General features: G+C 61.6%; 17 protein-coding genes. 11 read left to right on the top strand and 6 right to left on the bottom strand.

Features of this window, described 5'->3' with window-relative positions:
• The first annotated feature begins 54 nt into the window (after nt 1-54).
• The 5 genes from HNR38_RS09300 to HNR38_RS09280 all read left to right on the top strand — a co-directional run bounded on the left by HNR38_RS09300 (nt 55) and on the right by HNR38_RS09280 (nt 5,817).
• Nucleotides 55-1,200, top strand: a complete 1,146-nt coding sequence (locus HNR38_RS09300) for an acyl-CoA dehydrogenase family protein (RefSeq protein ID WP_183702701.1) — start codon at nt 55-57, stop codon at nt 1,198-1,200.
• Nucleotides 1,201-1,234: 34 nt separating this feature from the next.
• Nucleotides 1,235-2,422, top strand: a complete 1,188-nt coding sequence (bktB, locus tag HNR38_RS09295) for a beta-ketothiolase BktB (protein ID WP_183702698.1) — start codon at nt 1,235-1,237, stop codon at nt 2,420-2,422.
• 109 nt (nt 2,423-2,531) lie between these two features.
• Entirely contained in the window at nt 2,532-3,293 is a 762-nt protein-coding gene (locus HNR38_RS09290) for an SDR family NAD(P)-dependent oxidoreductase (protein ID WP_183702695.1), read from the top strand.
• Between the two features lie 28 nt (nt 3,294-3,321).
• Nucleotides 3,322-4,473, top strand: a complete 1,152-nt coding sequence (locus HNR38_RS09285; protein ID WP_183702692.1) for an acyl-CoA dehydrogenase family protein — start codon at nt 3,322-3,324, stop codon at nt 4,471-4,473.
• A gap of 162 nt (nt 4,474-4,635) precedes the next feature.
• The gene (locus tag HNR38_RS09280) at nt 4,636-5,817 is read left to right on the top strand and encodes an acetyl-CoA C-acyltransferase (protein WP_183702689.1); all 1,182 of its coding nucleotides are present in this window, start codon (nt 4,636-4,638) and stop codon (nt 5,815-5,817) included.
• 94 nt (nt 5,818-5,911) lie between these two features.
• Here the strand turns inward: HNR38_RS09280 and HNR38_RS09275 are convergent, their stop codons facing one another.
• Both HNR38_RS09275 and ilvG read right to left on the bottom strand, forming a co-directional pair.
• Complete coding sequence (locus HNR38_RS09275; protein WP_183702685.1) at nt 5,912-6,187, bottom strand: ACT domain-containing protein; 276 nt, start codon at nt 6,185-6,187, stop codon at nt 5,912-5,914.
• Nucleotides 6,184-7,881, bottom strand: a complete 1,698-nt coding sequence (ilvG, locus tag HNR38_RS09270; RefSeq protein WP_183702682.1) for an acetolactate synthase 2 catalytic subunit — start codon at nt 7,879-7,881, stop codon at nt 6,184-6,186. The genes HNR38_RS09275 and ilvG overlap by 4 nt, the downstream gene beginning before the upstream one ends.
• Nucleotides 7,882-8,195: 314 nt before the next feature.
• Between ilvG and HNR38_RS09265 the strand changes: the two genes are divergently transcribed.
• A complete protein-coding gene (locus tag HNR38_RS09265; protein WP_183702680.1) occupies nt 8,196-9,278 on the top strand; it encodes an efflux RND transporter periplasmic adaptor subunit in 1,083 nt (360 codons plus the stop codon).
• Nucleotides 9,279-9,281: 3 nt separating this feature from the next.
• Nucleotides 9,282-12,365 carry an efflux RND transporter permease subunit gene (locus HNR38_RS09260; protein WP_183702677.1) on the top strand — a complete coding sequence of 1,028 codons (3,084 nt, stop codon included), beginning with the start codon at nt 9,282-9,284 and terminating at the stop codon, nt 12,363-12,365.
• Here HNR38_RS09260 and HNR38_RS09255 read toward each other — a convergent pair.
• Nucleotides 12,359-13,984 (bottom strand): methyl-accepting chemotaxis protein, encoded by a 1,626-nt coding sequence (locus HNR38_RS09255; RefSeq protein WP_183702674.1) that lies wholly within the window; start codon nt 13,982-13,984, stop codon nt 12,359-12,361. The two genes, HNR38_RS09260 and HNR38_RS09255, sit on opposite strands and share 7 nt — an antisense overlap.
• Nucleotides 13,985-14,084: 100 nt before the next feature.
• On the opposite strand from HNR38_RS09255, the gene HNR38_RS09250 reads away from it, so the two are divergent.
• Together HNR38_RS09250 and HNR38_RS09245 are read left to right on the top strand one after the other, a co-directional pair.
• Nucleotides 14,085-14,813: a pseudouridine synthase gene (locus tag HNR38_RS09250; RefSeq protein WP_183702671.1), complete on the top strand. Its 729-nt coding sequence runs from the start codon at nt 14,085-14,087 to the stop codon at nt 14,811-14,813.
• Nucleotides 14,814-14,882: 69 nt separating this feature from the next.
• Nucleotides 14,883-15,491: a methyltransferase family protein gene (locus HNR38_RS09245; protein ID WP_183702668.1), complete on the top strand. Its 609-nt coding sequence runs from the start codon at nt 14,883-14,885 to the stop codon at nt 15,489-15,491.
• 39 nt (nt 15,492-15,530) lie between these two features.
• Here HNR38_RS09245 and djlA read toward each other — a convergent pair whose 3' ends face one another.
• Entirely contained in the window at nt 15,531-16,313 is a 783-nt protein-coding gene (gene djlA / locus HNR38_RS09240) for a co-chaperone DjlA (RefSeq protein WP_183702665.1), read from the bottom strand.
• 50 nt (nt 16,314-16,363) lie between these two features.
• Nucleotides 16,364-19,165 (bottom strand): HD domain-containing phosphohydrolase, encoded by a 2,802-nt coding sequence (locus tag HNR38_RS09235; RefSeq protein WP_183702654.1) that lies wholly within the window; start codon nt 19,163-19,165, stop codon nt 16,364-16,366.
• Between the two features lie 97 nt (nt 19,166-19,262).
• Between HNR38_RS09235 and alkB the strand changes: the two genes are divergently transcribed.
• On the top strand, nt 19,263-19,907 hold the full coding sequence (gene alkB, locus HNR38_RS09230) for a DNA oxidative demethylase AlkB (protein ID WP_183702651.1): 645 nt from the start codon (nt 19,263-19,265) through the stop codon (nt 19,905-19,907).
• Nucleotides 19,908-19,922: 15 nt separating this feature from the next.
• Here the strand turns inward: alkB and HNR38_RS09225 are convergent, their stop codons facing one another.
• Nucleotides 19,923-21,203 (bottom strand): MgtC/SapB family protein, encoded by a 1,281-nt coding sequence (locus tag HNR38_RS09225; protein WP_183702647.1) that lies wholly within the window; start codon nt 21,201-21,203, stop codon nt 19,923-19,925.
• Nucleotides 21,204-21,306: 103 nt separating this feature from the next.
• On the opposite strand from HNR38_RS09225, the gene HNR38_RS09220 reads away from it, so the two are divergent.
• Nucleotides 21,307-22,875 carry a phospholipase D family protein gene (locus HNR38_RS09220; RefSeq protein ID WP_343068271.1) on the top strand — a complete coding sequence of 523 codons (1,569 nt, stop codon included), beginning with the start codon at nt 21,307-21,309 and terminating at the stop codon, nt 22,873-22,875.

The following is a 22,875-nucleotide window of genomic DNA, read 5'->3' as shown; positions in this document are numbered from 1 at the left end:
AAGGGGTCTAATGATGGTCCATCTTACTCAGTGAATTCAATTGCGAGGCCATAAATGTCAGTCGAGCAGCCGGATATTGACCTGTTCCAGACCATGATCAACCGGGCGCTGGAGCAGGAAGTGGCACCCTGGTATGAGCAGTGGGAGGAAGCCGGGGAAATTCCCAGACAGCTATGGAACATTCTGGGGCAGGCCGGCATGCTCGGCATCGATATGCCAGAGGCCTATGGCGGGGCCGGGGCAGCGTTCGAGATTTCTCAACTGGCTATCGAGGAAATTGCACGTCAGGGGTATGGCGGGCTGGCCTCCGGGTACAACATTCACGCCAACATCGTCATGCCTTATATTCTGCATCTGGGATCCGAGGCGCAGAAGCAGCGTTACCTGCCGGCCATGGCCTCCGGGGAGGTGCTGGGTGCCATCGCGATGACCGAGCCTGGCGCAGGCAGTGACCTGGCGGCCATGCGCACATCCGCGGAAAAGGTGCCCGGGGGCTGGCGGATCAATGGTGCCAAGGTCTTCATCACCAACGGCCTGCATGCCGATCTGGTTATCGTCTGCGCCAAGACCGACCCCAAAGCCGGTGCCCGGGGCGTTTCCCTGTTCCTGGTGGACGCATCGTTACCCGGGTTCAGTCGTGGTAAAGGCATAGCCAAGATCGGCCAGCACGCCAGCGACACCGCCGAACTGTTTTTCCAGGACCTGGTTGTGCCGGAAGAGTTGTTGCTGGGTGAAGCGGGCAGGGGGTTCGCCTACCTGATGCAGGAGTTGCCCCGGGAGCGCCTGGGGGTGGGGGCCCAGGCTGTGGGTGCCAGCGAGGGAGCCCTGGCGCTGACCCTGGAGTATGTCCAGGAGCGTCGGGCGTTTGGTCAGCGGGTGGCGGATTTCCAGAACACCCGTTTCAAGCTGGCCGAGGCCCGGGCCCGCCTGGATATGGCACGGGCCTACCTGAACCAGTGCATGGACCGGTATCACCGGGGCGACATGACAGCCACGGACGCGGCCGTCCTGAAGCTGATGCTGACGGAAATGCAGTGCGACATTGCCAATGACTGCCTGCAGTTGTTTGGCGGCTATGGCTACACTCGCGAATACCCGATTTCGAGGTTCTTTGTGGACGCCCGTGTACAGACCATCTATGCGGGCACGTCGGAAATCATGAAAGAGGTCATTGCCCGCTCCATGCTGGGCAAGGCCTGAAGCTTTAACACGATCGTTGCAAGAGGACAGGAATATGAGCATTAAAGACGTTGTCATTCTGGACGGCGCCCGCACCGCCATCGGTGGTTTTGGCGGCTCTCTGAGCAGTCTGGCCCCGGCGGATCTGGGCACCTGCGCGGCGGCCGAGGCGATCCGCCGCTCCGGCGTGGCGCCGGAGGACCTGGATCACTCCGTGTTTGGCCACATCATCACCACCGGCCCGCAGGACGCCTATGTTGCCCGCCATATTGCGTTGAACGTCGGCATGAAGCCGGGGTCTGCCGCATTCAACGTCAACCGGCTGTGTGGCTCCGGCGTCCAGTCGGTGATCAGTGCCGCGCAGATGATCGCCATGGGCGACAGTCGCCTGGCGCTGGCCGGCGGCGCCGAGAGCATGAGTCAGGGCGCCTATGTGTTGCCCAACGTCCGAAAGGGGCTGCGCATGGGGGATGGCCGGGCGGTGGACCTGACCCTGGGTATCCTGAGTGATCCCTTTGGCAGTGGCCATATGGGCATGACCGCCGAGCGGGTGGCCCAGCGCAACGGGTTTACCCGCCAGGAGCTGGATGCGTTTTCCGCAGAAAGTCACCGGCGTGCCGCCCGGGCCATCGAGCAGGGCCATTTTGATAGCCAGATCGTGCCGGTCACCGTCAGGCAGGGGCGCAAGGAGCTTGTGGTCGAGCGCGATGAGCATGTGCGGGCAGACACCACGGCCGAAAGTCTGGCCAGCCTCAAGCCGGCGTTCGACCCGAACGGCATTGTCACGGCCGGTAACGCCTCGGGCATTAACGATGGCGCAGCCGCCATGGTGCTGACCAGTGCCCGGGAGGCTCAGAATCGGGGCCTGAAGGCCAGGGGGCGCCTGCTGGGTTACGCCTTCGCCGGTGTTGATCCGGAGGTCATGGGTCTGGGGCCGATTCCTGCCGTACGCCGGGTGCTTGAGCAGACCGGCCTGTCGGTTGCGGACCTGGACGTGATTGAATCCAATGAAGCCTTTGCCGCCCAGGCGATGGCGGTCTCGCGGGAACTGGGGCTGCCGGAGGACAAGGTAAATCCGAACGGTGGCGCTGTCGCCCTTGGCCATCCGGTGGGTGCTACCGGTTCCATCCTGATTATCAAGACCCTGGCAGAGCTGGAGCGGACCGGTGGCCGCCATGGCCTGGTCACCATGTGTATCGGGGGCGGTCAGGGGATTGCCCTGCTGGTCGAGCGCCTGGACTGATTTGCTGCCGGTTTCCCTTTTTGATAGGAATTGGTTAAAGTTTACGTAAACGTAAAAGTTAACACCTGAGGGCCCTGTGGTGCAGGGCCCGTTATTGGGAGAGAAATCGATGGAATTCAAAGAGGTGCCCGCCATTGTCTCAGGTGGGGCGTCCGGTCTGGGCGAGGCTGTTGCCCGGAAGCTGGCCACGTCAGGTTGCAAGGTGGCCATTCTGGACATGAACGCCGAGCAGGGTGAGAAAGTGGCCGGAGAGATTGGCGGCCTGTTTCTGTATTGTGACGTCAGTTCCGCCGACAGCGCCGATGAGGCGGTGAGTGCCGCGCGTAAGGCTCATGGCCCCTGTGGGATCGCCGTGAACTGCGCCGGTATTGCGCCGGCCGGAAAGATTCTGGGTCGTGAAGGCGTTATGCCGCTGGAGAAATTCAGCAAGGTGGTCGAGGTCAACCTGATTGGCAGTTTCAACATTCTGCGTCTGGCGGCCGCCGACATGGCCGAACGCGAGCCCAACGCCGATGGTGAGCGGGGCGTCATCATCAATACGGCCTCCATCGCCGCCTATGAAGGACAGATTGGTCAGGCGGCCTACAGTGCCTCCAAGGGTGGCATTGTCTCGCTGACCCTTCAGGCTGCCCGGGAACTGGCCCGGCAGGGTATCCGGGTGAACACCATCGCACCGGGCATTTTCATGACACCGATGATGGCCGGCATGCCGGATGAAGTGCAGGAGAGCCTGGCCGCCACGCTGCCGTTCCCGAGCCGGATGGGCAAACCTGACGAGTTCGCCATGATGGTCGATCAGATGGTCAGCAACCCGGTGCTCAATGGTGAGGTTGTCCGTCTCGACTGTGCCCTGCGCATGGCCCCCCGATAACCCGAACAACAGCCATGAGGTGGTAATCATGAGTGAGCCTGTTGATCAGGAAGAACTGTCACTGTTCCGGGATTCGGTGATCCGCGCCCTGGAGACAGAAGTGGCTCCGCACTATGAGGCCTGGGAGCAGGAGGGGATCGTGCCCCGGCAGCTCTGGCAGACTCTGGGCCAGGCCGGCATGCTCTGTGTGGATGTGCCGGAGGAGTGTGGCGGCTGTGGTGCGCCTTTCCAGTACTCGGTGGTGGTGAGCGAGGAAATGTCGCGGATGGGGTTTGGTGCCCTGTCCACCAACGTCATGGTGCATTCGGACATCGTGGCGCCTTACATCAGCCATCTGGCCAACGAGGAACAGAAGCAGCGCTGGTTGCCGGGAATGGTCTCCGGTGATCTGGTTGGCGCCATCGCCATGACCGAGCCGGGTGCCGGCAGCGACCTGCAGGCCATGCGGACCAGTGCGGTAAAAGACGGCGGGGATTACATCCTCAACGGATCGAAAACCTTCATCACCAATGGCCAGCACGCGGATATGGTGATCGTGGCAGCCAGGACCGATCCGGCAGCCGGTGCCCGGGGCATCAGCCTATTCCTGGTCGATACCACACTGCCCGGATTCAGCCGGGGTCGGAATCTGGACAAGATCGGTCAGCACAGCGGCGATACCTCCGAGCTTTTCTTCTCGGACATGCGCGTTCCGTCTTCGGCTCTGTTGGGTGAGGAAGGCCAGGGCTTTGTTTACCTGATGCAGGAGTTGCCCCGGGAACGGCTGGTTATCGGGGCCCTGGGCGTTGCCGCCGCGCGCGGTTCCCTGGATATGACCATCGCCTATGCCCAGGAGCGGGAGCTTTTCGGGCAGAAACTCGCCCAGTTGCAGAATACCCGGTTCGAGATTGCCCGGATGGAAACCGACTACCGGGTCAACAAGGCTTTCGTGGATCAGTGCATCCGGCAGTATGAAGCGGGTGAACTGGATGCCCCCACCGCCTCCATGGCCAAGTACAGCGCCACCGAGATGCAGTGCCGGGTGGCCGACGGCTGCCTGCAGCTGTTCGGCGGCTACGGCTATACCTCCGAGTACCCGATCTCCCGGAACTTTGTGGATGCTCGTGTACAGCGGATCTACGGCGGTACGTCCGAAGTGATGAAGGAAATCATCGCCCGCTCCGTGCTGGGCAAGGTCTGAAGCGGATAAGCAAACTCACAACTGGATAGCCGAGTGGCGGATGGTCTCCCGGGACCGTCCAAAACAGGGATGTTTTGGTCGAGCGTACAGGGACGTATTCACCGCGTGTCCCGGGAGACCATCCGCCGCTCGGCTGGCACCGAGATTTGAGAGGACATTAAGATGAGTAACAACGACGTCGTTATCGCAGGTTCCGCCCGGACGCCCATGGGCGGCATGATGGGCTCACTGAGTTCGGTACGTTCCCCGGAACTGGGCGCCACCTCCATTCGGGCGGCCATTGAGCGGGCAGGACTGCAACCGGCGGATGTGCAGGAAGTGATCATGGGCTGTGTACTGCCGGCCGGGCTGGGCCAGGCACCGGCCCGTCAGGCCTCCCGCAGTGCCGGTATTCCCGATGGTTCCGGTTGTACCACCGTCAACAAGATGTGTGGCTCGGGCATGCAGGCGGTGATCATGGCTCATGACCAGATCAAGGCGGGCACCAACAACATCATGATTGCCGGCGGCATGGAAAACATGAGCCAGGCGCCTTATCTGCTGCCCAAAGCCCGGGGCGGCATGCGGATGGGGCACGGCCAGGTGCTGGACAGCATGTTCCTGGACGGCCTGGAAGACGCCTATGAGGGCGGCCTGATGGGCGTATTCGCCCAGCGCACGGCCGACAAGGAAAACATCAGCCGCCAGGCCATGGACGATTTTGCCATTCGTTCCCTGGCGCGCGCCAACGAGGCCATCAAGGCAGGCTGGTTTGATGCAGAGGTGACGCCGGTGACCGTCTCCGGCCGTGGTGGCGACACCCTGGTGGAGATTGACGAGCAACCGGGCAATGCCCGGCCTGACAAGATCCCCAACCTGAAGCCGGCGTTCGCCAAGGATGGCAGCGTGACCGCGGCCAACTCCAGTTCCATCAGTGACGGTGCCTCTGCCCTGGTGCTGGCATCGGCTGCGGAGGCGGAAGCAAGAGGGCTTCAGCCCCAGGCCCGGATTGTTGCCCATGCTACCCACGCCCGCTTGCCGTCGGAATTTACGCTGGCACCCATCGGGGCGATCGAAAAGGTACTGGAAAAAGCCAACTGGTCGGTCAGTGACGTGGATCTTTTCGAGATCAACGAGGCGTTTGCCGTGGTGACACTGGCGGCCATGAATGCGCTGGACCTGCCGGCTGACAAGGTCAATGTCTATGGCGGCGCCTGTGCCCTCGGGCACCCGATTGGTTCCTCTGGCTCGCGCATCATGGTCACTCTGATCAATGCGCTGAAGCAGCGCGGGCTCAAGCGCGGTGTGGCGTCTCTGTGCATCGGCGGCGGCGAAGGTACTGCGGTGGCCATTGAATTGCTTTAACCCCTGTCTTCAGGGCTCTGGCCAGGAATGCCGGATATCAGAGGTGTCAGGGAGTCGCCCCTGACACTCTCAGGTAGGCTCGCAAACAGGCGTCTCATGCACTCCGGGTCTGAGACGCCCCTTCATCAAGAACAACCCCCGCTACCGAATGCAACTTTTCCAGTTGTGACTGCAACATCCCGATAGGACGCGAGCCCTCCAACGTGAGGGCTATGTCCAGTTGCCCGTCCGTGCTTTGCAGGTTCATTCGGGTGATCCGGAAGCCGCGAATGCGTACCACCTGACACAGCCGTTCCAGCGCCGCAGCCTCGTGAGCCATGCGACAGGTCAGGGTATAACCGGGCAGTGAGGTTTGGGTCTTGGGTTTCATGCAACGTGTTCCTTTTGGGCGGTGGTGCGTTTGGGTTCATCCATCATTTCGTGGTTGCTGGCTCCAGGTTTGACGATCGGCCAGACGTTTTCCTCGCGGCTGATCGAGACATGCAGCAGCATCGGGCCGGCGTAGGCCAGGATGGTTTCGATACCCCGGCGGATCTGGTCGGTGCGCTCAATGTGCAGGGACGGGATATCGAAGGCCCGGGCCATGGCCATGAAATCCGGGTTGTCGTCCAGATCAATCTGGCTTTCCCGGTTCTGGTAGAAAAGCTCCTGTTGCTGGCGGACCATGCCCAGGCACTGGTTGTCGAGAATGATGATCTTCACCGGCAGCCGGTAGCGGCGGATGGTGGCCAGTTCCTGGGCGTTCATCATGAAGGAACCATCGCCGGCAACATTGATGACTGTGGTGCCGGGGTCGCTGAACTGGGCGCCAATGGCCGCTGGCAGTCCGTAACCCATGGTGCCCAGTCCGCCGCTGGTCAGGTGATGGCGGGGATGATCAAAGTGGTAATGCTGGGCCACCCACATCTGGTGCTGGCCCACATCACAGGCAATGACTGTGTTGTCGGCGGTGATTCGGGAGAGCTGGCGGATAAAGACAGGGCCGGTAATTGGGGCCAAGGGTTCTTCGTTATCGGCAGCCTGGAAGCCTCCGGTGGTGCGCCAGGTCTGGCATTGGCTCCACCAATCGTCGATGGTCAGTGGTTGTCGTTCCAGTTCGCGGGTGAAGGCGGCCAGAATGCCGTTCAGGTTACCGCGCAGGGCCACATCTGCTGCCCGCAGTTTGCTGATTTCCGCCGCATCTGTGTCGATGTGGATGGTGCGTGCATTGGGCGCGAAACCGTCCAGTTTCCCGGTGGCGCGGTCGTCCAGGCGTGCGCCGACAATAAACAGCAGGTCGCACTCTTCAACGGCCCGGTTGGCAGCCCGGGAGCCGTGCATCCCGAGCATGCCCAGGTCGTTCGGGTTGTGCTTGCCGGCATTGCCGATGCCCTTGAGCGTGGCCACGCCGGGCATGGCCGAAGCATTGGCAAAGGCGCGGAAACGGTCTTCGGCATTGGCCAGGGACACCCCTCCGCCGCTATAGAGCAGGGGGCGTCTGGCTTCTCGCAGCATGGCCAGGGCTTCGGCGATGTCCGGAGTGCCGGGTTCCGGTGTTGAGCTCTGTGACGGCGCCAGGGCTTTTACCTCGGTTAACAGGATGTCCTTGGGGATGTCGATCCAGACCGGACCGGGCCGCCCGCTGGTAGCCAGTGCCATGGCCTCCTCCATGATCTGAGGCAGGGCCTCCGCGTCATCCACCAGGTAACTGTGTTTGACGATGCCCAGCGTCATTCCCAGAACGTCGGTCTCCTGGAAGGCATCGGTGCCGATCATGCCCGACGCCACCTGGCCGGTGATTACCAGCATGGGGATGGAATCCCGGTGGGCGTTGGCAACGCCGGTGATCAGGTTGGTAGCGCCGGGGCCGGAGGTGGCGATGCACACACCCAGCTTGCCGCTGGCACGGGCGTAGCCATCGGCCGCCAGGGCGCAGGCCTGTTCATGGCGGCACAGCACGTGGTCCACACCGACATCGTCCACCAGGGCATCGTATAGCGGCATGATGCAGCCGCCGGGATAGCCGAATACGGTACCAATGTTGTGGCGGTGGAACGCGTCAAGGATGTGCTGTGCGCCGTTCATGGTCGTTTTCCCTTTTTCTTCGGTGCAAAAAAAAGCCCCCGGGACCTTTCGGTGCCGGGGGCTTCTGGTGTCTTGTCAGGTTGTCGCTATCTCACCCGTTCATCCACGCAAAAGCCCCCGGTTGGCACCACGACCACCAGGACAAGCTTCACAAGGACGACTACCGCGTTGAGATTCATAAATTCGAGATGCTGCTCTGCATGAATTCGGACAATGTGTAAAATCTACCCCACGTCCTGATAAGGATGCAACCTTTTTGATCGGGCCGGCTGTCAGCCGGAGCCAACCAGTGAGCAGTCGACAACGGACAGGCAATGACAAAAGCAAGGTGGAGTTCCCTCGGATTATCTCTTCTGGTCATCGTGATTCTGGTGATCTGGATGGCAACCGGTGAGGTCAAGGAAGCGAGGGAGCAGGCGCCGGAGGAATCCACTGCCGCTGAGACGTCACCAACGCACGTTCAGGTGCGGGCACTGGCGGCCGAAACCTATCAGCCGATGCTGCGTTTGCAGGGACAGCTCGAACCCTGGCAGTCGGTCGATGTGGGTGCCAGAGTGGCGGGCACGGTGGAGCAATTGCATGTGGCTCTCGGGGACCGGATAGAGGCGGGGCAGCCACTGCTGACCCTGTCGACGGACGGGCGTGATTCCGTGGTCACCCAACGGCGGGCCCGTGTCCGGAAACTGGCAGCTGATCTGGACGCTGCCCGTAGCCTGGGGTCCCGGAACCTGGCCGCAAAAACCGACATCCTCGGTCTGGAAAGCGATCTGGCCGCCGCCCGGGCGGAGCTGGAGGCGGCGGAGCTGGCTCTGTCGCATCTGGAGCCGGGAGCGCCGATTGCCGGCATGATCAACCGCCGGGAAGTGGATGAGGGCACTCTGGTCCAGGTGGGCACGCCGCTGTTTGAGATTGTCCAGGTGGCCCGGCTAAAAGCGACCGGGCACATTCCCCAGCAGGAGGTGGCGCAGGTGGCGGTTGGCCAGACCGTGACGGTGACCCTGCTCGATGGCACCGAGCTTGCGGGACAGGTGAGTTTTGTGGCCAGCGCCGCTGACAGCAGTACCCGTACCTTTGCCGTGGAAGTGGATGTCGACAACCCTGAACGCCACCGCACGGCGGGCGCCTCGGCAACCCTGAACATCCACCTGCCGGAGCGTCAGGCCATGTTTGTGTCACCTGCCTATCTGGCCCTGGACGATGCCGGACGGCCCGGCCTGAAATACGTGAACAGTGAGGATCGGGTGGTGTTCGGCCGGGTCCGCCTGCTCAATGTGTCCAGTGAGGGCGCCTGGGTGACCGGTCTTCCGGATGAAGTCCGGTTGATTACCCGGGGCGCCGGGTTTGTGTCCGAGGGCGACACCGTCGTCGCCGTTGATGCCACCGACGGGCAGGGCTGAATCATGAGGGCGCTGATTGCTGCGGCGATGGACCGCAGTCGCACCACGCTGCTGACGTTCGCGTTCCTGATTCTGGGTGGTCTGGCCGCTTACCAGGCCATCCCCAAGGAATCGAATCCGGATGTCACCATCCCGATGATCTATATCTCCATGACCCTGGAGGGCGTGAGCCCGGAAGACGGGGAGCGTCTGCTGATCCGGCCCATGGAACAGGAACTGCGCTCCCTTGAGGGCATCAAGGAAATGCGCAGTACCGCCTCGGAAGGGCATGCCTCGGTGATGCTGGAGTTCGATGCCGGTTTTGATCCGGACAAAGCCCTGCAGGATGTTCGGGAAAAAGTGGACACCGCCCGCACCAAGCTGCCCTCGGAAGCGGATGAACCCAGCGTCAACGAAATCAATGTCTCCCTGTTTCCGGTGCTTTCGGTGGGCCTGTCCGGCCCGCTCTCGGAGCGGGAGCTGATCACCATTGCCCGGCGCCTGCAGGATGAGATCGAGGCGATCCCCGAGGTACTGGAAGTGGAGATCGGGGGCGACCGGGAAGACCTGCTGGAAATCGTTGCTGATCCCCAGGTGCTGGAGAGTTACGGACTGGATTTCGACCAGCTCGCGTCCCTGGTGAGCCGGAACAACCAGTTGGTGGCGGCTGGCTCCCTGGATACCGGCAATGGCCGGATGGCGCTGAAAGTGCCGGGCGTGATTGAAAACATCGAAGACGTGATGGCCATGCCGGTGAAAGTGGACGACGACACGGTGGTGACCTTCGGCGATGTCGCCATCCTGCAGCGGACCTTCAAGGATCCCACCGGCTTTGCCCGCATCAATGGCGAGCCGGCGGTGGTGCTGGAAGTTTCCAAGCGCTCCGGGGCCAACATCCTCGAAACCGTGGAGCAGGTGAGGGCTCTGATTGACCGGGCCAGTGGGCACCTCCCGGACACCCTGGATATCCGCTACATCATGGATCAGTCTGATGAGGTCCGGGATATCCTGTACGACCTGCTCAACAACGTACTGACAGCCATCGTACTGGTGATCATCGTAGTGATTGCCGCCATGGGGCCCCGATCCGCCCTGCTGGTGGGACTGACCATCCCTGGCGCCTTCCTGACCGGCATTCTGGTGATCTGGAGCATGGGGGTGACCCTCAACATCGTGGTGCTGTTCAGCCTCATTCTGGTCGCCGGCATGCTGGTGGACGGTGCCATCGTGGTGTCCGAGCTGGCGGACCGGAACCTGAATGAGGGCCAGCCGGTCCGTACCGCCTGGGTGGAGGCCGCGTCACGCATGGCCTGGCCGGTGATTGCCTCCACCGCCACCACGCTCTCGGTGTTTGTGCCCCTGCTGTTCTGGCCCGGGGTGGTGGGTGAATTCATGCAATACCTGCCGATGACGGTACTGATCTGCCTGCTGGCATCCCTGGCCATGGCGCTGATCTTTCTGCCTGTGCTGGGCAGTGTCAGTGGCGGGCGACGGACCCGGCTGCCTTCGGAAGGTGGGCGCTTTATGGCTCTGTACCGAAAGGTGCTATCGGCCCTGCTCGCCAGGCCGGTGCTGACCCTGTTGGGCGCACTGGTGGTGATTGCGCTGATCTACGCCGCTTACGGCCGGTTCAATCACGGGGTTGAGTTCTTTCCCAGTGTCGAGCCGGATTCCGCCCAGGTCCAGGTGCGCGCCCGTGGCGATCTGTCCGTCTACGAACGGGATGCCATTGTCCGGGAGGTGGAGCGTCGTCTTCAGGGCATGGCCGAGGTCAAGGCGCTCTATGCCCGTTCAATGCTGACCACCAGTAGCCAGATGGCGCCGGATGTGATCGGGGTTCTGCAGTTCCAGTTCAATGACTGGTTCACCCGGCGGCCTGCGAGCGCGATCCTGTCCGATTTCCGGCAACGCACGGCGGATATTCCCGGTATCGAACTGGAATTCCGTGAGCAGGAGGGTGGGCCCAATACGGGTAAGCCGGTGGAAATACTGGTCAGCAGTCTGGACAGTCGCCTGATAGACAGTCATGTGGAGCAGATCGAGCAGGCCATGCGTGACATGGGGGGCTTTGTCGATATCGAGGATGACCGCAGTCTGCCCGGTATTGAATGGCGCCTGGAAGTGGACCGGGAGGCCGCCGCGCGGTTTGGAACCGATGTTCTGAGCATCGGCAGCGCGGTACGGCTGGTCACCAACGGCCTGATACTGGCGACCTATCGACCGGAGGATGTCCGCGACGAGGTGGACATTGCCGTGCGCGTGCCACGGGATTGGCGGGAACTGGACCAACTGGAACGCCAGACCATCAGCACCAGCCGGGGCCAGGTGCCCCTGTCCCAGTTTGTGAGCCTGGAGCCTGGCGACAAGACGGCCACCATTGTGCGGGTGGATGGTCAGCGTACCGTCACCATCAAATCCGACGTGGGCCCCGGTGAACAGGTGACCCAGTTGCTGCAGTCGCTTCAGCAACAGATGCCAGAGGTCCCGGAAGGCGTAACAGTGCGTCTGGCTGGTGAGAACGAAGACCAGCAGCAGGCCGCAACCTTCCTGATGACCGCGTTCGTGGTGGCCCTGGGCTTGATGTTGCTGATCCTGCTGACCCAGTTCAACTCGTTCTACCAGACCCTGCTGGTGCTTTCGGCCATCGTACTGTCCACGGCTGGCGTGCTGCTGGGGCTGCTGTTCAATGGCCAGCCCTTCGGCGTGGTCATGGTGGGGATGGGGGTGATTGCCCTGGCCGGAATTGTGGTGAACAACAACATCATCCTGATTGATACCTTCAACCAGATGAAACAGGACGGGCTGGGCGCGTTTGAGGCGGCGCTGGAGACCGGCTGCGTGCGGTTCCGGCCGGTACTGCTGACCGCCGTGACCACGGTGCTGGGGCTGCTGCCCATGGTGTTGGGAATCAACGTGGATCTGCTGTCGCCGTCGTTCGGGCTGGGAGCGCCGTCCACCCAGTGGTGGACCCAGCTTTCCAGCGCCATTGCCGGCGGACTGACCTTTGCCACCCTGCTGACGCTGCTGGTAACACCGGCCCTGCTGGTGCTGGGGGACAGAGCCGGACAACGCCTGAAGGCCTTATCCGGCTCCGGTGAGGATCACTGACGGATACGGCCGGCCAGTTTCTGGGCTTTCTGGGCCATATCCTCCAGTTCCGGCACGGTGCGCCGGTTGTCCTCGGCGGCCTTGTGCATGGCTTCGGAGATATCCGCCACCTCGGTGACGTTGCGGTTGATGTCCTCGCTGACGCTGGTCTGTTCCTCGGCGGCGGTGGCCACCTGGGTGGTGGCGTCGTTGATGGCGACCATACGTTCGGTGATCGCCTCCAGGGTGTGCCGGACCGTGTTGACGATATCGCTGCTATCCCTGGCCACAATCTCGGAGGCCCCCATGAATTCGGTGGCGTCCCGGGAACCGGTCTGGATGCTGGCGATGATCTCGTCAATCTCGACCGTGGCTTCCTGGGTCTTGGCGGCCAGGTTACGGACTTCATCAGCCACCACCGCAAAGCCGCGGCCTGCGTCGCCGGCCCGGGCCGCTTCAATGGCGGCGTTCAGGGCCAGCAGGTTGGTCTGATCGGCGATTTCCCGAATCACTTTCATGACATCACTGACCCGCATACCGCTTTCGGCGAGTCCCTTGACGGTTTCGGATGAACTGCGGATCTGGTCGGTCAGACGATCCATGCTTTCAACCGCCTGGTGGATCTGGTTGTCTGCCTCACGGGTCTGATTGGTGGTGTCATCCACCTGGCCCGCCACCGATGAGGCGTGCTGGGCGACCTCCTGGGCGGTCGCGGACATTTCATTCATCGCCGTTGCAATCTGGTCGATGCGCTCGTGGGCCTGGTCCGACTGCCCGGACACCGTGTCGGCGTTGTCGCGGATGGTGGCGCCCATGCGGCCCAGTTGCTCGGCGTCATTTTTCATCATGGTGCCGGTTTCACTGAGGAAGGCGTGCAGGGCCCGGGCGGTATCGGCCAGTTGTCCCAGCTCATCGGAGCGCTCCATGGTGACCGGATCGGTCAGGTCGCCCTCGCCAATCTTGCGCAGCTTGGCAATCAGCTCCTTGGCGGGAGTGATCACCGATTTGATCAGCACCAGCACACAGGCCAGCGTGCCCAGGGCAATGGCGGCCAGCAGCAGTGCGCCCATGAAAGCGGTATTGGCCGTTGCGCTTTCTTTAAGGCCGGTGGACCGCTCGGTGGCGTGGTTCCGGATCAATGCCGAGGCTTCCTCGATAAGCTGAGCCGGTTCCCGGTCAATACCCGCCACCGCCTGATCGCCGGCGCTGTGTTCGTAGCCGGAAGCGACGAAAGCCCGGAAACCTTCGCGGTAGGCCTTACCCATCCGGTTGTGTGCTTTCTGAAAACGGGTCATCAGGTCGATAGCATCCCGTGCGACCAACCGTGGAATGAGCGCATCCAACTGGTCCTGGATAGCCGCTTCGGTGGCCTGAAACCGTTGCCAGTATTTTTCCCTCTGATCGTCATCCGACCCCCGGATCAGGACGTTTTTCCATTCCTGGACCTGAGTCTTGAACTGGACCAGAATCTCCTGGGCTTCCAGAGCATGCGCCACCCGTTTTGACACCAGTTCGTCGTACTGCTCCTGGGTGCCGAGGGAGTTGCTGAAGTAGGTGCCGGCAACCACTGCAATCAGCAGATTGACGACAACAATGATTGTGAGAATGCGGTTGAGGATGCTTTTGGTGTACCAGCGCATGAAGTGCACCTGTCTGAAACGGTCATCGGAATGTATGATTCAGGATCCTGACGGCTGGCCGCCCGGAATCCTTATACCTGTCTATCGGCCGGGATGATTGATGCTGAACCCCCTGACCACTCTCTATTACGATGATTACTTACTGGCGGTCCACAAACCGGCCGGATTGCTTGTTCATCGCAGCCCCATCGACCGACACGAAACCGAGTTCGCGCTGCAGTACGCCCGGGCACTGAATGGCGGGAAGCATGTCTATCCGGTACACCGCCTGGACCGCCCGACCTCGGGGGTGCTGCTGTTTGCCCTGGACCCGGACACCGCGCGACGGCTGGGGCAGGCCATGATGGCCGGGCTCATGGCCAAGACCTATCAGGCGGTGGTGCGGGGCTGGCCGCCGGAATCCGGTGTGATTGACCACCCGCTGCGGGAAGAGCCGGAAGACCGGCGCCGGAAACACGAGGAACAGCCGGTCCGCGAGGCGCTGACCCGGTATCGCCGTCTTGCGACCACCGAAATTCCCGTCGCGATTGAGCGCTACCCGACGAGTCGCTACAGCCTGGTGGAGCTGTTTCCGGCAACCGGCCGGAAGCACCAGCTCCGCCGTCATATGAAGCACATCAGCCATCCCATCATCGGGGATGCCAATCACGGCCGTGGCCGCCACAACCGGTATTTCGCCGAGCGTTTTGGTGAGGGTCGCCTGATGCTGGCGGCAACCCGGCTTGAGCTGATTCACCCGGTGACCGGCGATCCCCTGATTCTGGAGGCGGAACCCGAGGCAAGTTTTCAGCGGGTGCTGTCGATCTTCCCCGGGATGGGGAATGATTGAGCCACATCACTTTCAATGCCGCCGGGGGCGCACTAAGCTGAAGTTCAACTCCTTGAACTGGAATGGGTAATGGACATCGTGGAGCCCGTCGTCCGCGTTTTTCTTGGTATATTTTTCCTGATGATCGGCCTGCAGTTTACGGCCCGCGCCCTGGGGTTATACGCCCGCCTGGGCTTTTCCCACATTCACTATGGTGCCCGTGGCCAGGCGACCTGGTGGCACCGGCACATCTTCAATCTTTTCCGGGCGGCCATACTGCTGGTGTGCGTGGTTCGGATCGGTGTGGACATAGACCCGTGGCTGGGGCAGTTCCCGGCACTTTACCAATGGCCGGTGCTCGCAGTGGGAGCCCTCTTGCTGCTGCTGTCATTTACCCTAGTGAACTATGTGCAGGCCTATATGCATGCCAACTGGCGCTCGGGCATTGATCGGCAAGAGAGGGAAGGCGAATTGCTGACTTCGGGCCCCTTTGGCCGGAGCCGGAACCCTGCATTCCTGGCGGTGATGATGGGCCAGTTGGGATTTTTCCTGGCACTGCCCAGTGTTTTTTCGCTGGTGTGTCTGCTGGTTGGTGTCGGGGTGATTGTGCGCCAGGCCAGGGAGGAGGAAAAAGCTCTGACCGAACGCTTTGGTGAGCCGTATCAACAATACTGCCAGCGGGTGCCCCGCTGGCTATAGCGTCCCACCCTGAGGATTCCCGGCGGGACGCCGTTCACGTTACTGGGATTGTTTGCGTGCGTCCTTGATGACGTCGTAGGCGTGGCTGATTTCCCGGGTCCGTTCCTCCGCCATTTCCCGCATGCTTTCCGGCATACCCCGTCCGGCCAGCTTGTCCGGGTGATTCTCGCTCATCAGCTTGCGGTAAGTCTTCTTGATCTCTGCGTCTGAGGCGTCTGAAGATACGCCCAGTACCTTGTAGGCGTCATCCAGTTGTTGCCCTGTGGTATAGCCGCCTGCACCACCGGCCTGGCCGGCATGGGCGCCCCGGAGCATGGCTTCGAGCTGGTCCACCTGGCTTTCCGGCAATCCCAGGCGGCGGGCGATGCGCACCAGCATTTCATGCTCGGCCGGATGCACCTGGCCATCGGCCGCTACCGCAGACACCTGAACCTGCAGGAACATCTGCAGGAAGGCTGGCTGGCGGCCGCATCGGCGCAGGAAGTCATCAAGCTCGGCGTCCAGGTCGAAGTCCGGGGCTTTGCCACGATTGAAGGCGGCCTTGGCGGTGGCTTTCTGGGTTTCGTTCAGCCGGAAGCGGGCAAACATGGCCTCGGCCATGTCGATCTCGTCCTGGCTGACCACACCGTCGGACTTGCACAGGGCACCCATGACGGCGAACACCGATTCGATAAACCCGTTCTGGACATCCTGTAGCCGATTGATCAGTCGGCTTTTGAGGCGATTGAACAGAAAGGCGCCAATGGCTGCGCCGATCAGAAACCCGGGAAAGCGGCCAAAGGCATAGCCGATCAGGCCACCGATAAAGATTGCGAACAGCATTCAGAGATCCTTGGCTAAAACATCAGTCCGTGAACTATACGGTTTTTTGCTCAGGGCTGCATGAACAGGCTTTCATCCACGGTATCGATCTGCTCCGGCCGCAGGTGCTGTTCGGCATAGCGCCGGTAGGTGCCGGAGCGGACGAACAGTTCAAAGACCGAGCGGTCAATGTGTCCCCTCCGTACCATGTCGTGCATCAGTCCGAGGGCTTCACTGAGCGTTTTGCCCCGCTTGTAGGGGCGGTCAACGGCGGTCAGCGCCTCGAACACATCCGCCACTGCCATGATTCTTTCGGGGATGCTCATCTCTTCTCCCGGCAGTCGCCGGGGGTAACCCTGGCCGTCCATTCGTTCGTGGTGGGTGCCGGCCAGTCTTGGCACATTGGTGAGATGGTCAGGCAGGGGCAGGGCATCGAGCATACAGATGGTCTGGACGATGTGTTCCTGAATACGGAAACGTTCTTCCGGTGTCAGGGTGCCGTAGCGGATCGTCAGGTTATGCAGTTCGCCCCGGTTGTAGGCGTGGGCTGGTGGTTCCATGTCAAAGCCCCAGCGGTTGGCCGGGTTGTCCCGCTGCACTGGCGGTTTCTGGTTACCCCATTCCCGGCGATGTTCCGGCCGGTCTGCCAGCAGTGGCTCAGGCGTCGGTAGTGACGGCTCCGTCTGACCGGCGATGGCCTGGCGTTCGTCTTCGGACAGCCCCAGGCGGTCGCTGAAATGTCGCAACCAGCTCTGGGCGCCGATCTGGCGGATTCGCTCGGCTGCGTCATCGGGCATGCGTTCGCTGCCTTCGTTGTGTTTGGCCAGAAAAGCGAACTGTTCCTGTAGTTCCCGATGTCTGCGCTGGCGTTCATCGGCGGCCAGGTGTTCGTTTTCCCCTGCCAGGCAGGCCGTGAGATAGCGAATGTCCGCATCGCGATGCAACACCTCAAATCGGGTGCGTATTTCGTGGATCCGGTTGTGAATGGTCTCGAGTTTGACGGCCTTGTCCACGACGTATTCGGGAGTGGTGATTTTGCCGCAGTCATGGAGCCAGGCGGCCAGATGGAACTCATAGCGCTCGTCCTCTGTCATCCGGAAGTTGCGGAACAGTCCTTCCCGGGACTTCTCGGCCTCGTCGGTCAGCATCTGGGCGAGCCGGGGCACCCGTTCGCAGTGGCCTCCTGTATAGGGGGATTTGGCATCAATGGCGTTGGCGACCAGGTGAATGATGCCCTCCAGAAGAGCCTGCTGGCTTTCAATAAGCTCCCGGGTTTCGATCGCCACCGCGGCAGACCCGGCGATCTTGTCCACGAATACGATCAGGTCATTGCTGAGGCCGGTCTGCTCACCTTTTTCCATTTCTATGAGCAGGACGCCGATCAGTTTGCGACTACGGTTGCGCAGGACAGCAAAGACCGGATGCCCGTCAACGTGGCGGCGCAGTTCCCGGATCAGTCCATTGTCGTCCATGCCCGCGCTGACAGTGGTTATGGTGGTGGGACAGTCCAGTTCCTGGGCGACAGCAAGCTTCAGTTGACTTTCGTGCTGGCTGAACAGGTAAATTGCGCCACGTTCCTGGCCGACAATGCGAATCAGTTGGCTGAGAATGTCGCGTAGCAGTTGATGCAGATCCTGTCCCCGGTTAAGGGCTGTCGCGATGTTCTGGAAGCTTTCAATCGTGTGGGCCATATCATCCAGGGCGATGCTGAGCCTGGAGGCTTCCCGGATACGGGAATCGGTACGAATCCGGGTGTCGAAGCGGAACCGGGAAAGCCGGCTGACGCGCTCTGCGAGCTGCTCCAGTGGTTTCCCCACCTGGCGGCTGACAAACCAGCCGAACACCAGGAGCACCAGAGCAATCAGGCCAGCGACCAGGGTCTGGCGCGCAAGGACCGACCAGACATCCGCCAGCAGCTCGTCGGAGGGAATGCCAATAACCGCATACAACTGCTGGTTGGGCAGGGCATCAAGCGGTGCGGAAAACCCGTACCAGTCTTTCCCGTTGCTTTCGAGCTGGACGACGGCGCCACTGTCGCGCTTGTCCAGAACCCGGAACAGAATAGTGTTGTCGGACTCCTTCGCCAGTGAGCTGGCCAGGACATCCCCCTGACGGTTAATGATGGCCAGACGGCTGCCCGGGGTCTGGTTCAGATCAGCGAGCTGGTCGTCCAGGTCATCCATGGTGACATCAATACCCAGAACGGTTCCGGGTTGGTTCTTCGCGCGCCAGGAAAGGGTTAGCCCGGTTTCACCAGTGGAAAAGAACACATAGGGTGAGGACAGCTGCATACCCCCAATTTTATTGGCGGCCTGGTACCAGGGGCGTTGTCTGGGGTCGTAGTTGTAGTCTGGCAGGGGCCGGTTTTCCAGGAGGCGAAGCTGGCGGTCATAAAAGCGCCAGAGACCAACCGGCTGGCCTTTCTTCCAGACCAGGCTCTGAAGCAGGTAGCGGCTGCCCTCGGGGACATCCGGGAACCGTCGGCTACTGTCGCCGGTAATCTTGCGCAGCAGGAAAAAGTCGCCGTCGTCATATCCGGCGTAGACAGCACTGACGATCTCGCTGCTGTCCAGAACATCTGCGATAACCGGCAGTCGCTCCAGGCGATCAGGCAGTGTTTGGGCCTTGGTGAGTGGCCCATGGCGGAGCACCGCCAGGGCTGTCGCCGGTGGCTGGGTGATGGAATTTATCCGGTCATTGACGCTGATGACCAGTTGGTGGACGGTGGTCCTTGCCGCAGTGACCCTGGCCTGTTCCATGCCATGAAAACTCTGCCCCAACAGAACGCCGGTAAGGATCACCATACCCAGGGTGATAGTGGCGGCAATCAGAAAGGCTAGGGATACTTGAGCGGACTGGCGATTGAAATCCATGGAGCGCCTTGTTGTAGAATTTGCGGTCTCCGTAATGTGAGTGTAGCCGCTTGAGGCGGGTTTGCCTGAGTTTGTCGGCAGAGCAGGGGGAACGGTATTGGAACTTTTTGATACAGCTGGCGAATCGCCATGGCTGGAACCGATTGCGGATGGTCTGGTGGTACTGCGTCGCCACGCGCTGGAGCCGGCTCAGGCGCTACTGTCGGCTATTGACCGGGTGACGGCGGAGGCTCCTCTGGTTCATCGGATGACGCCGGGTGGCCATCCGATGTCGGTGGCCATGACCTGCTGTGGCGAGTTTGGCTGGGTGACTGACCGACAGGGGTATCGATACCAGAGAACCAGCCCGGAAACGGACTTTCCCTGGCCTCCCATGCCCGCTGTATTCCGACAACTGGCGCAGAACGCTGCCGTCGAGGCCGGTTACCCCGGTTTTGATCCGGATGCCTGCCTGATCAACCGCTACGCCCGCGGTGCAAAAATGGGCCTGCATCAGGACCGGGATGAACAGGACTTTCGCTGGCCTATTGTCTCGGTGTCACTGGGGTTGCCCATCAACTTCCAGTTTGGCGGTCGGCAACGCAATGAGCGGCCCCGGAAGATCCTGCTGGAGCACGGCGATGTCGTGGTCTGGGGTGGCGAATCCCGGCTTAACTATCATGGCGTGCTGACGCTGAAAGCCGGAGAGCACCCCTTGACCGGCCCCTACCGTTATAACCTGACCTTCCGTCGCGCCCGCTAGCCTTCGCCCCCGCCGTTACTGTAGCCAGGCGACCAGTAGACCGGCGGCCAGTGACAGCACCATGGGGCCTGCCACCATCACACCCGCCTGCCGGGTGCCGATCCCCCAGGCCATGCCCGACTTGACTAGGTTGTTGACCGCCGCTGCGAGAACGATGCCAATCACCGCAGTGCCCATGGCCAGGCTGTCGTTCGACATGCGGGTCAGTGACAGGGTAATGGCGTCCACATCGGCCACCCCTGAGGTGGCAGCCAGCGCGTAGATGCCGGCATCGCCAAACGCCCCCTTGAGAAACTGGCCCAGTAACAGGATGGCGGTCAGCAGGGCGCCGAATATCAGGGCCGAGGACAGATCAAGCGGGTTCTGGGACAGGTTGGGCTGGCTCACGGTAAAGGCCCGGGAATGCTTCTGCCAGATGTAGAGGGCCGGGCCGTAGAGCAGCAGCGTCATGACCACCACGGGCCAGACCAGGTGCGGCAGCAGGTCGGCATTGATGATCAGGCAGTAAACCAGAATGCGCGGGAACATGGTGCCACAGGCAATCAGGATGCCGGCGGCAAACTGAGGGCTGAACTGGGGGTTGTTCCGGGCCTGACGGGCGAAATGCAGGGTCAGTGCGGTGGACGAGCTGAGTCCCGCAAACAGGCTGGTGAACAGTATCCCCTTGCGGGCGCCGGCTACACGGATAGCAAAGTACCCGACGAAAGAGATGGAGGCGATCATCACGACCATCCACCAGATCTCCCGGGGGTTCAGTGCACCTTCAGGCCCCATCCGCTCATTCGGCAACAGGGGCAGCATCACCACGGAAATCAGCAGCAGCTTGAGGGCGGCATCCAGTTCATTGGCCTGGAGTTTATGGACCAGGCCATGAATCTCGGCTTTGTTGTCCAGAATAATGGCGGTCACTACCGCGGCTGCCGTGGCCATGACCGGGTCCACGGCGACGGCAAGGGCGCCGAAGCAGAAGGTGAGCAGCATGCCGACCATGCCGGTGATGCTGAAATTGCGGATGTGCTCCATGCGCTCGCTGTAGGCCACCAGGCCCATGGCACCGACACTCACCAATAATACCGGAAACGCCCAGACGGTGATTTCCCGGGACAGCACCGCCGACACGCCGCCGAGCAGACCGATCAGGGCGAAGGTCCGGATGCCGGCAATACGCTCGCCGGCTTTCTGCTCCCGGGCGTCCCAGCCCCGCTCCAGACCGATAATCGCCCCCAGTAACAGGGCCACCGCCAGGTTAACGGTGGTCTGGTTGGCGGCCAGGAACTGGCTGGCGACATCATCCATGGGCAGTATTCTCCGATACGGGTTGGGCCGGCCGGTTATGCCGGATAGACTGCATGGGGGGCTACCTATCGCGGCAGGCCCGACAATCCGGCATTATAGGGGAGTGAAAACTCCAAATGAAAATACCCGTATCGCCAGAGCGTCCCTGCTGCCGCTGTTGTGGTTGCTGCTCGTGCCACTGATGGCTGGCTGTTCCGCCAGTCTGCCGCCGGTCGACCATGGGCCTGATCGGATGACGCCCGTCACGGACTCAACGGCTCTGTCTGAGCTGAGTGATCAGCAGTTGGGCGCTGATAGCGGCCAGCCCGGCTTTTTGATGCTCGATTCCGGGCGGGATGCGCTGCTGGCCCGTGCGGCCCTGATTGAAATGGCCGATGAGCGGCTGGACGCCCAGTATTATATCTGGGACGACGACCATAGCGGCCGGTATCTGGCCTCCCGGCTGGTGGCCGCGGCCAACCGGGGCGTGCAGGTACGCCTGTTGCTGGATGACATCAACGTCTCCGGCAAGGAATCCCTGTTCTCTGTTCTGGATGCCCACCCACGGATCAACGTGCGCATATTCAATCCGGCCAAATCCCGCGATGGCGTTGGCCGCTGGCTTTCCTACATTACCGAATTCGACCGCATTAACCGCCGGATGCATAACAAGACTTTCGTGGTGGACGGGGCTTTTGGTATCACCGGCGGGCGCAATATCGGGGATGGTTATTTCGACGAGCATCCGGCCATCAACTTCCGTGACCGGGACATGCTGGTGCTGGGCTCTCTGGTTTCCGACATGACTGGCAATTTTGAGGCCTACTGGCACAGTCGCTGGTCTTATCCTCTGGAGCAGTTGTACCCGCAGCCGAAGACTCCGGAAACTGCCCGGGCCGAGCTGGTGCAGGCGCATCGCCAGGCCAGTGGGCTCCGGGCCAGCCCGCCACTCGACCGGGCCTCTGCCCGGGCCCTGCTGGAAAAGTCGCTGGCTGGACTGGTCCGGGCTCCGGGCCGGCTGGTGTTTGATCCGCCGCCGGAAGACCCGGAAGCGCCGGCCGATAACGTCAGTGCGACTGCTCGGGCCCTGTTTGAGGTTGTGGAGTCGGCCGAGTCGGAAGTTCTGATTGAATCGGCTTACCTGATCCTGGCCGATGACCAGTTAATGAAACTGGACACCATTGGCAGCCCGGACGTGAAAGTGGCAGCCCTGACCAACTCCCTGGCCACCAATGATCTGGTCACCAACCATTCCGGGTATGTCCGCTGGCGCCGGGAAATGCTGGAGCATGGGATGGAACTGTACGAACTCCGCCCGGACGCTCCGGCCTGTCAGCGCTGGGTGGAAAACGCCCCAGCCTGCAGCAACGGGGCTGTCAGCCTGCATTCCAAGGCGGTGGTGGTGGATTCAGAAACCCTGTTTGTCGGCTCTTTCAACGTGAATCAGCGTTCCATGTACCTGAACGGTGAAACGGTGCTGATCATACAGAGCCCGGAGTTAGCCAGTGCTGTTGCCCGGGACCTGCGCCGGGCCATGAAGCCGGAAAACAGTTGGCAGGTAACCATTGATGAGGGGGGCGACCTTAAATGGAATGGTGGCGATCAGGTTAGCTCCCACGAACCGGAAACCGGATTCTGGCGCCGGGCCATGGCCAGGGTGCTGTCCTGGCTGCCGATTGAGAAGTATCTCTAG

The organism is Marinobacter oulmenensis, assembly GCF_014201735.1.
Taxonomy (GTDB): Bacteria; Pseudomonadota; Gammaproteobacteria; order Pseudomonadales; family Oleiphilaceae; genus Marinobacter; species Marinobacter oulmenensis.
Note: the sequence above shows the minus strand (reverse complement) of the source record. Positions and strands in the feature narration are given on the sequence as shown.

What these genes read in the sequence shown, in the direction of transcription:
- ilvG (WP_183702682.1), bottom strand. Translation starts at nt 7,881, where the DNA reads ATGAACGGCGCACAGCACATCCTTGACGCGTTCCACCGCCACAACATT.
- HNR38_RS09275 (WP_183702685.1), bottom strand. Translation starts at nt 6,187, where the DNA reads ATGAAACCCAAGACCCAAACCTCACTGCCCGGTTATACCCTGACCTGT.
- HNR38_RS09250 (WP_183702671.1), top strand. Translation starts at nt 14,085, where the DNA reads ATGCTGAACCCCCTGACCACTCTCTATTACGATGATTACTTACTGGCG.
- HNR38_RS09290 (WP_183702695.1), top strand. Translation starts at nt 2,532, where the DNA reads ATGGAATTCAAAGAGGTGCCCGCCATTGTCTCAGGTGGGGCGTCCGGT.
- HNR38_RS09235 (WP_183702654.1), bottom strand. Translation starts at nt 19,165, where the DNA reads ATGGATTTCAATCGCCAGTCCGCTCAAGTATCCCTAGCCTTTCTGATT.
- bktB (WP_183702698.1), top strand. Translation starts at nt 1,235, where the DNA reads ATGAGCATTAAAGACGTTGTCATTCTGGACGGCGCCCGCACCGCCATC.
- HNR38_RS09300 (WP_183702701.1), top strand. Translation starts at nt 55, where the DNA reads ATGTCAGTCGAGCAGCCGGATATTGACCTGTTCCAGACCATGATCAAC.
- HNR38_RS09285 (WP_183702692.1), top strand. Translation starts at nt 3,322, where the DNA reads ATGAGTGAGCCTGTTGATCAGGAAGAACTGTCACTGTTCCGGGATTCG.
- HNR38_RS09255 (WP_183702674.1), bottom strand. Translation starts at nt 13,984, where the DNA reads ATGCGCTGGTACACCAAAAGCATCCTCAACCGCATTCTCACAATCATT.
- djlA (WP_183702665.1), bottom strand. Translation starts at nt 16,313, where the DNA reads ATGCTGTTCGCAATCTTTATCGGTGGCCTGATCGGCTATGCCTTTGGC.
- HNR38_RS09225 (WP_183702647.1), bottom strand. Translation starts at nt 21,203, where the DNA reads ATGGATGATGTCGCCAGCCAGTTCCTGGCCGCCAACCAGACCACCGTT.
- HNR38_RS09280 (WP_183702689.1), top strand. Translation starts at nt 4,636, where the DNA reads ATGAGTAACAACGACGTCGTTATCGCAGGTTCCGCCCGGACGCCCATG.
- HNR38_RS09265 (WP_183702680.1), top strand. Translation starts at nt 8,196, where the DNA reads ATGACAAAAGCAAGGTGGAGTTCCCTCGGATTATCTCTTCTGGTCATC.
- HNR38_RS09260 (WP_183702677.1), top strand. Translation starts at nt 9,282, where the DNA reads ATGAGGGCGCTGATTGCTGCGGCGATGGACCGCAGTCGCACCACGCTG.
- HNR38_RS09245 (WP_183702668.1), top strand. Translation starts at nt 14,883, where the DNA reads ATGGACATCGTGGAGCCCGTCGTCCGCGTTTTTCTTGGTATATTTTTC.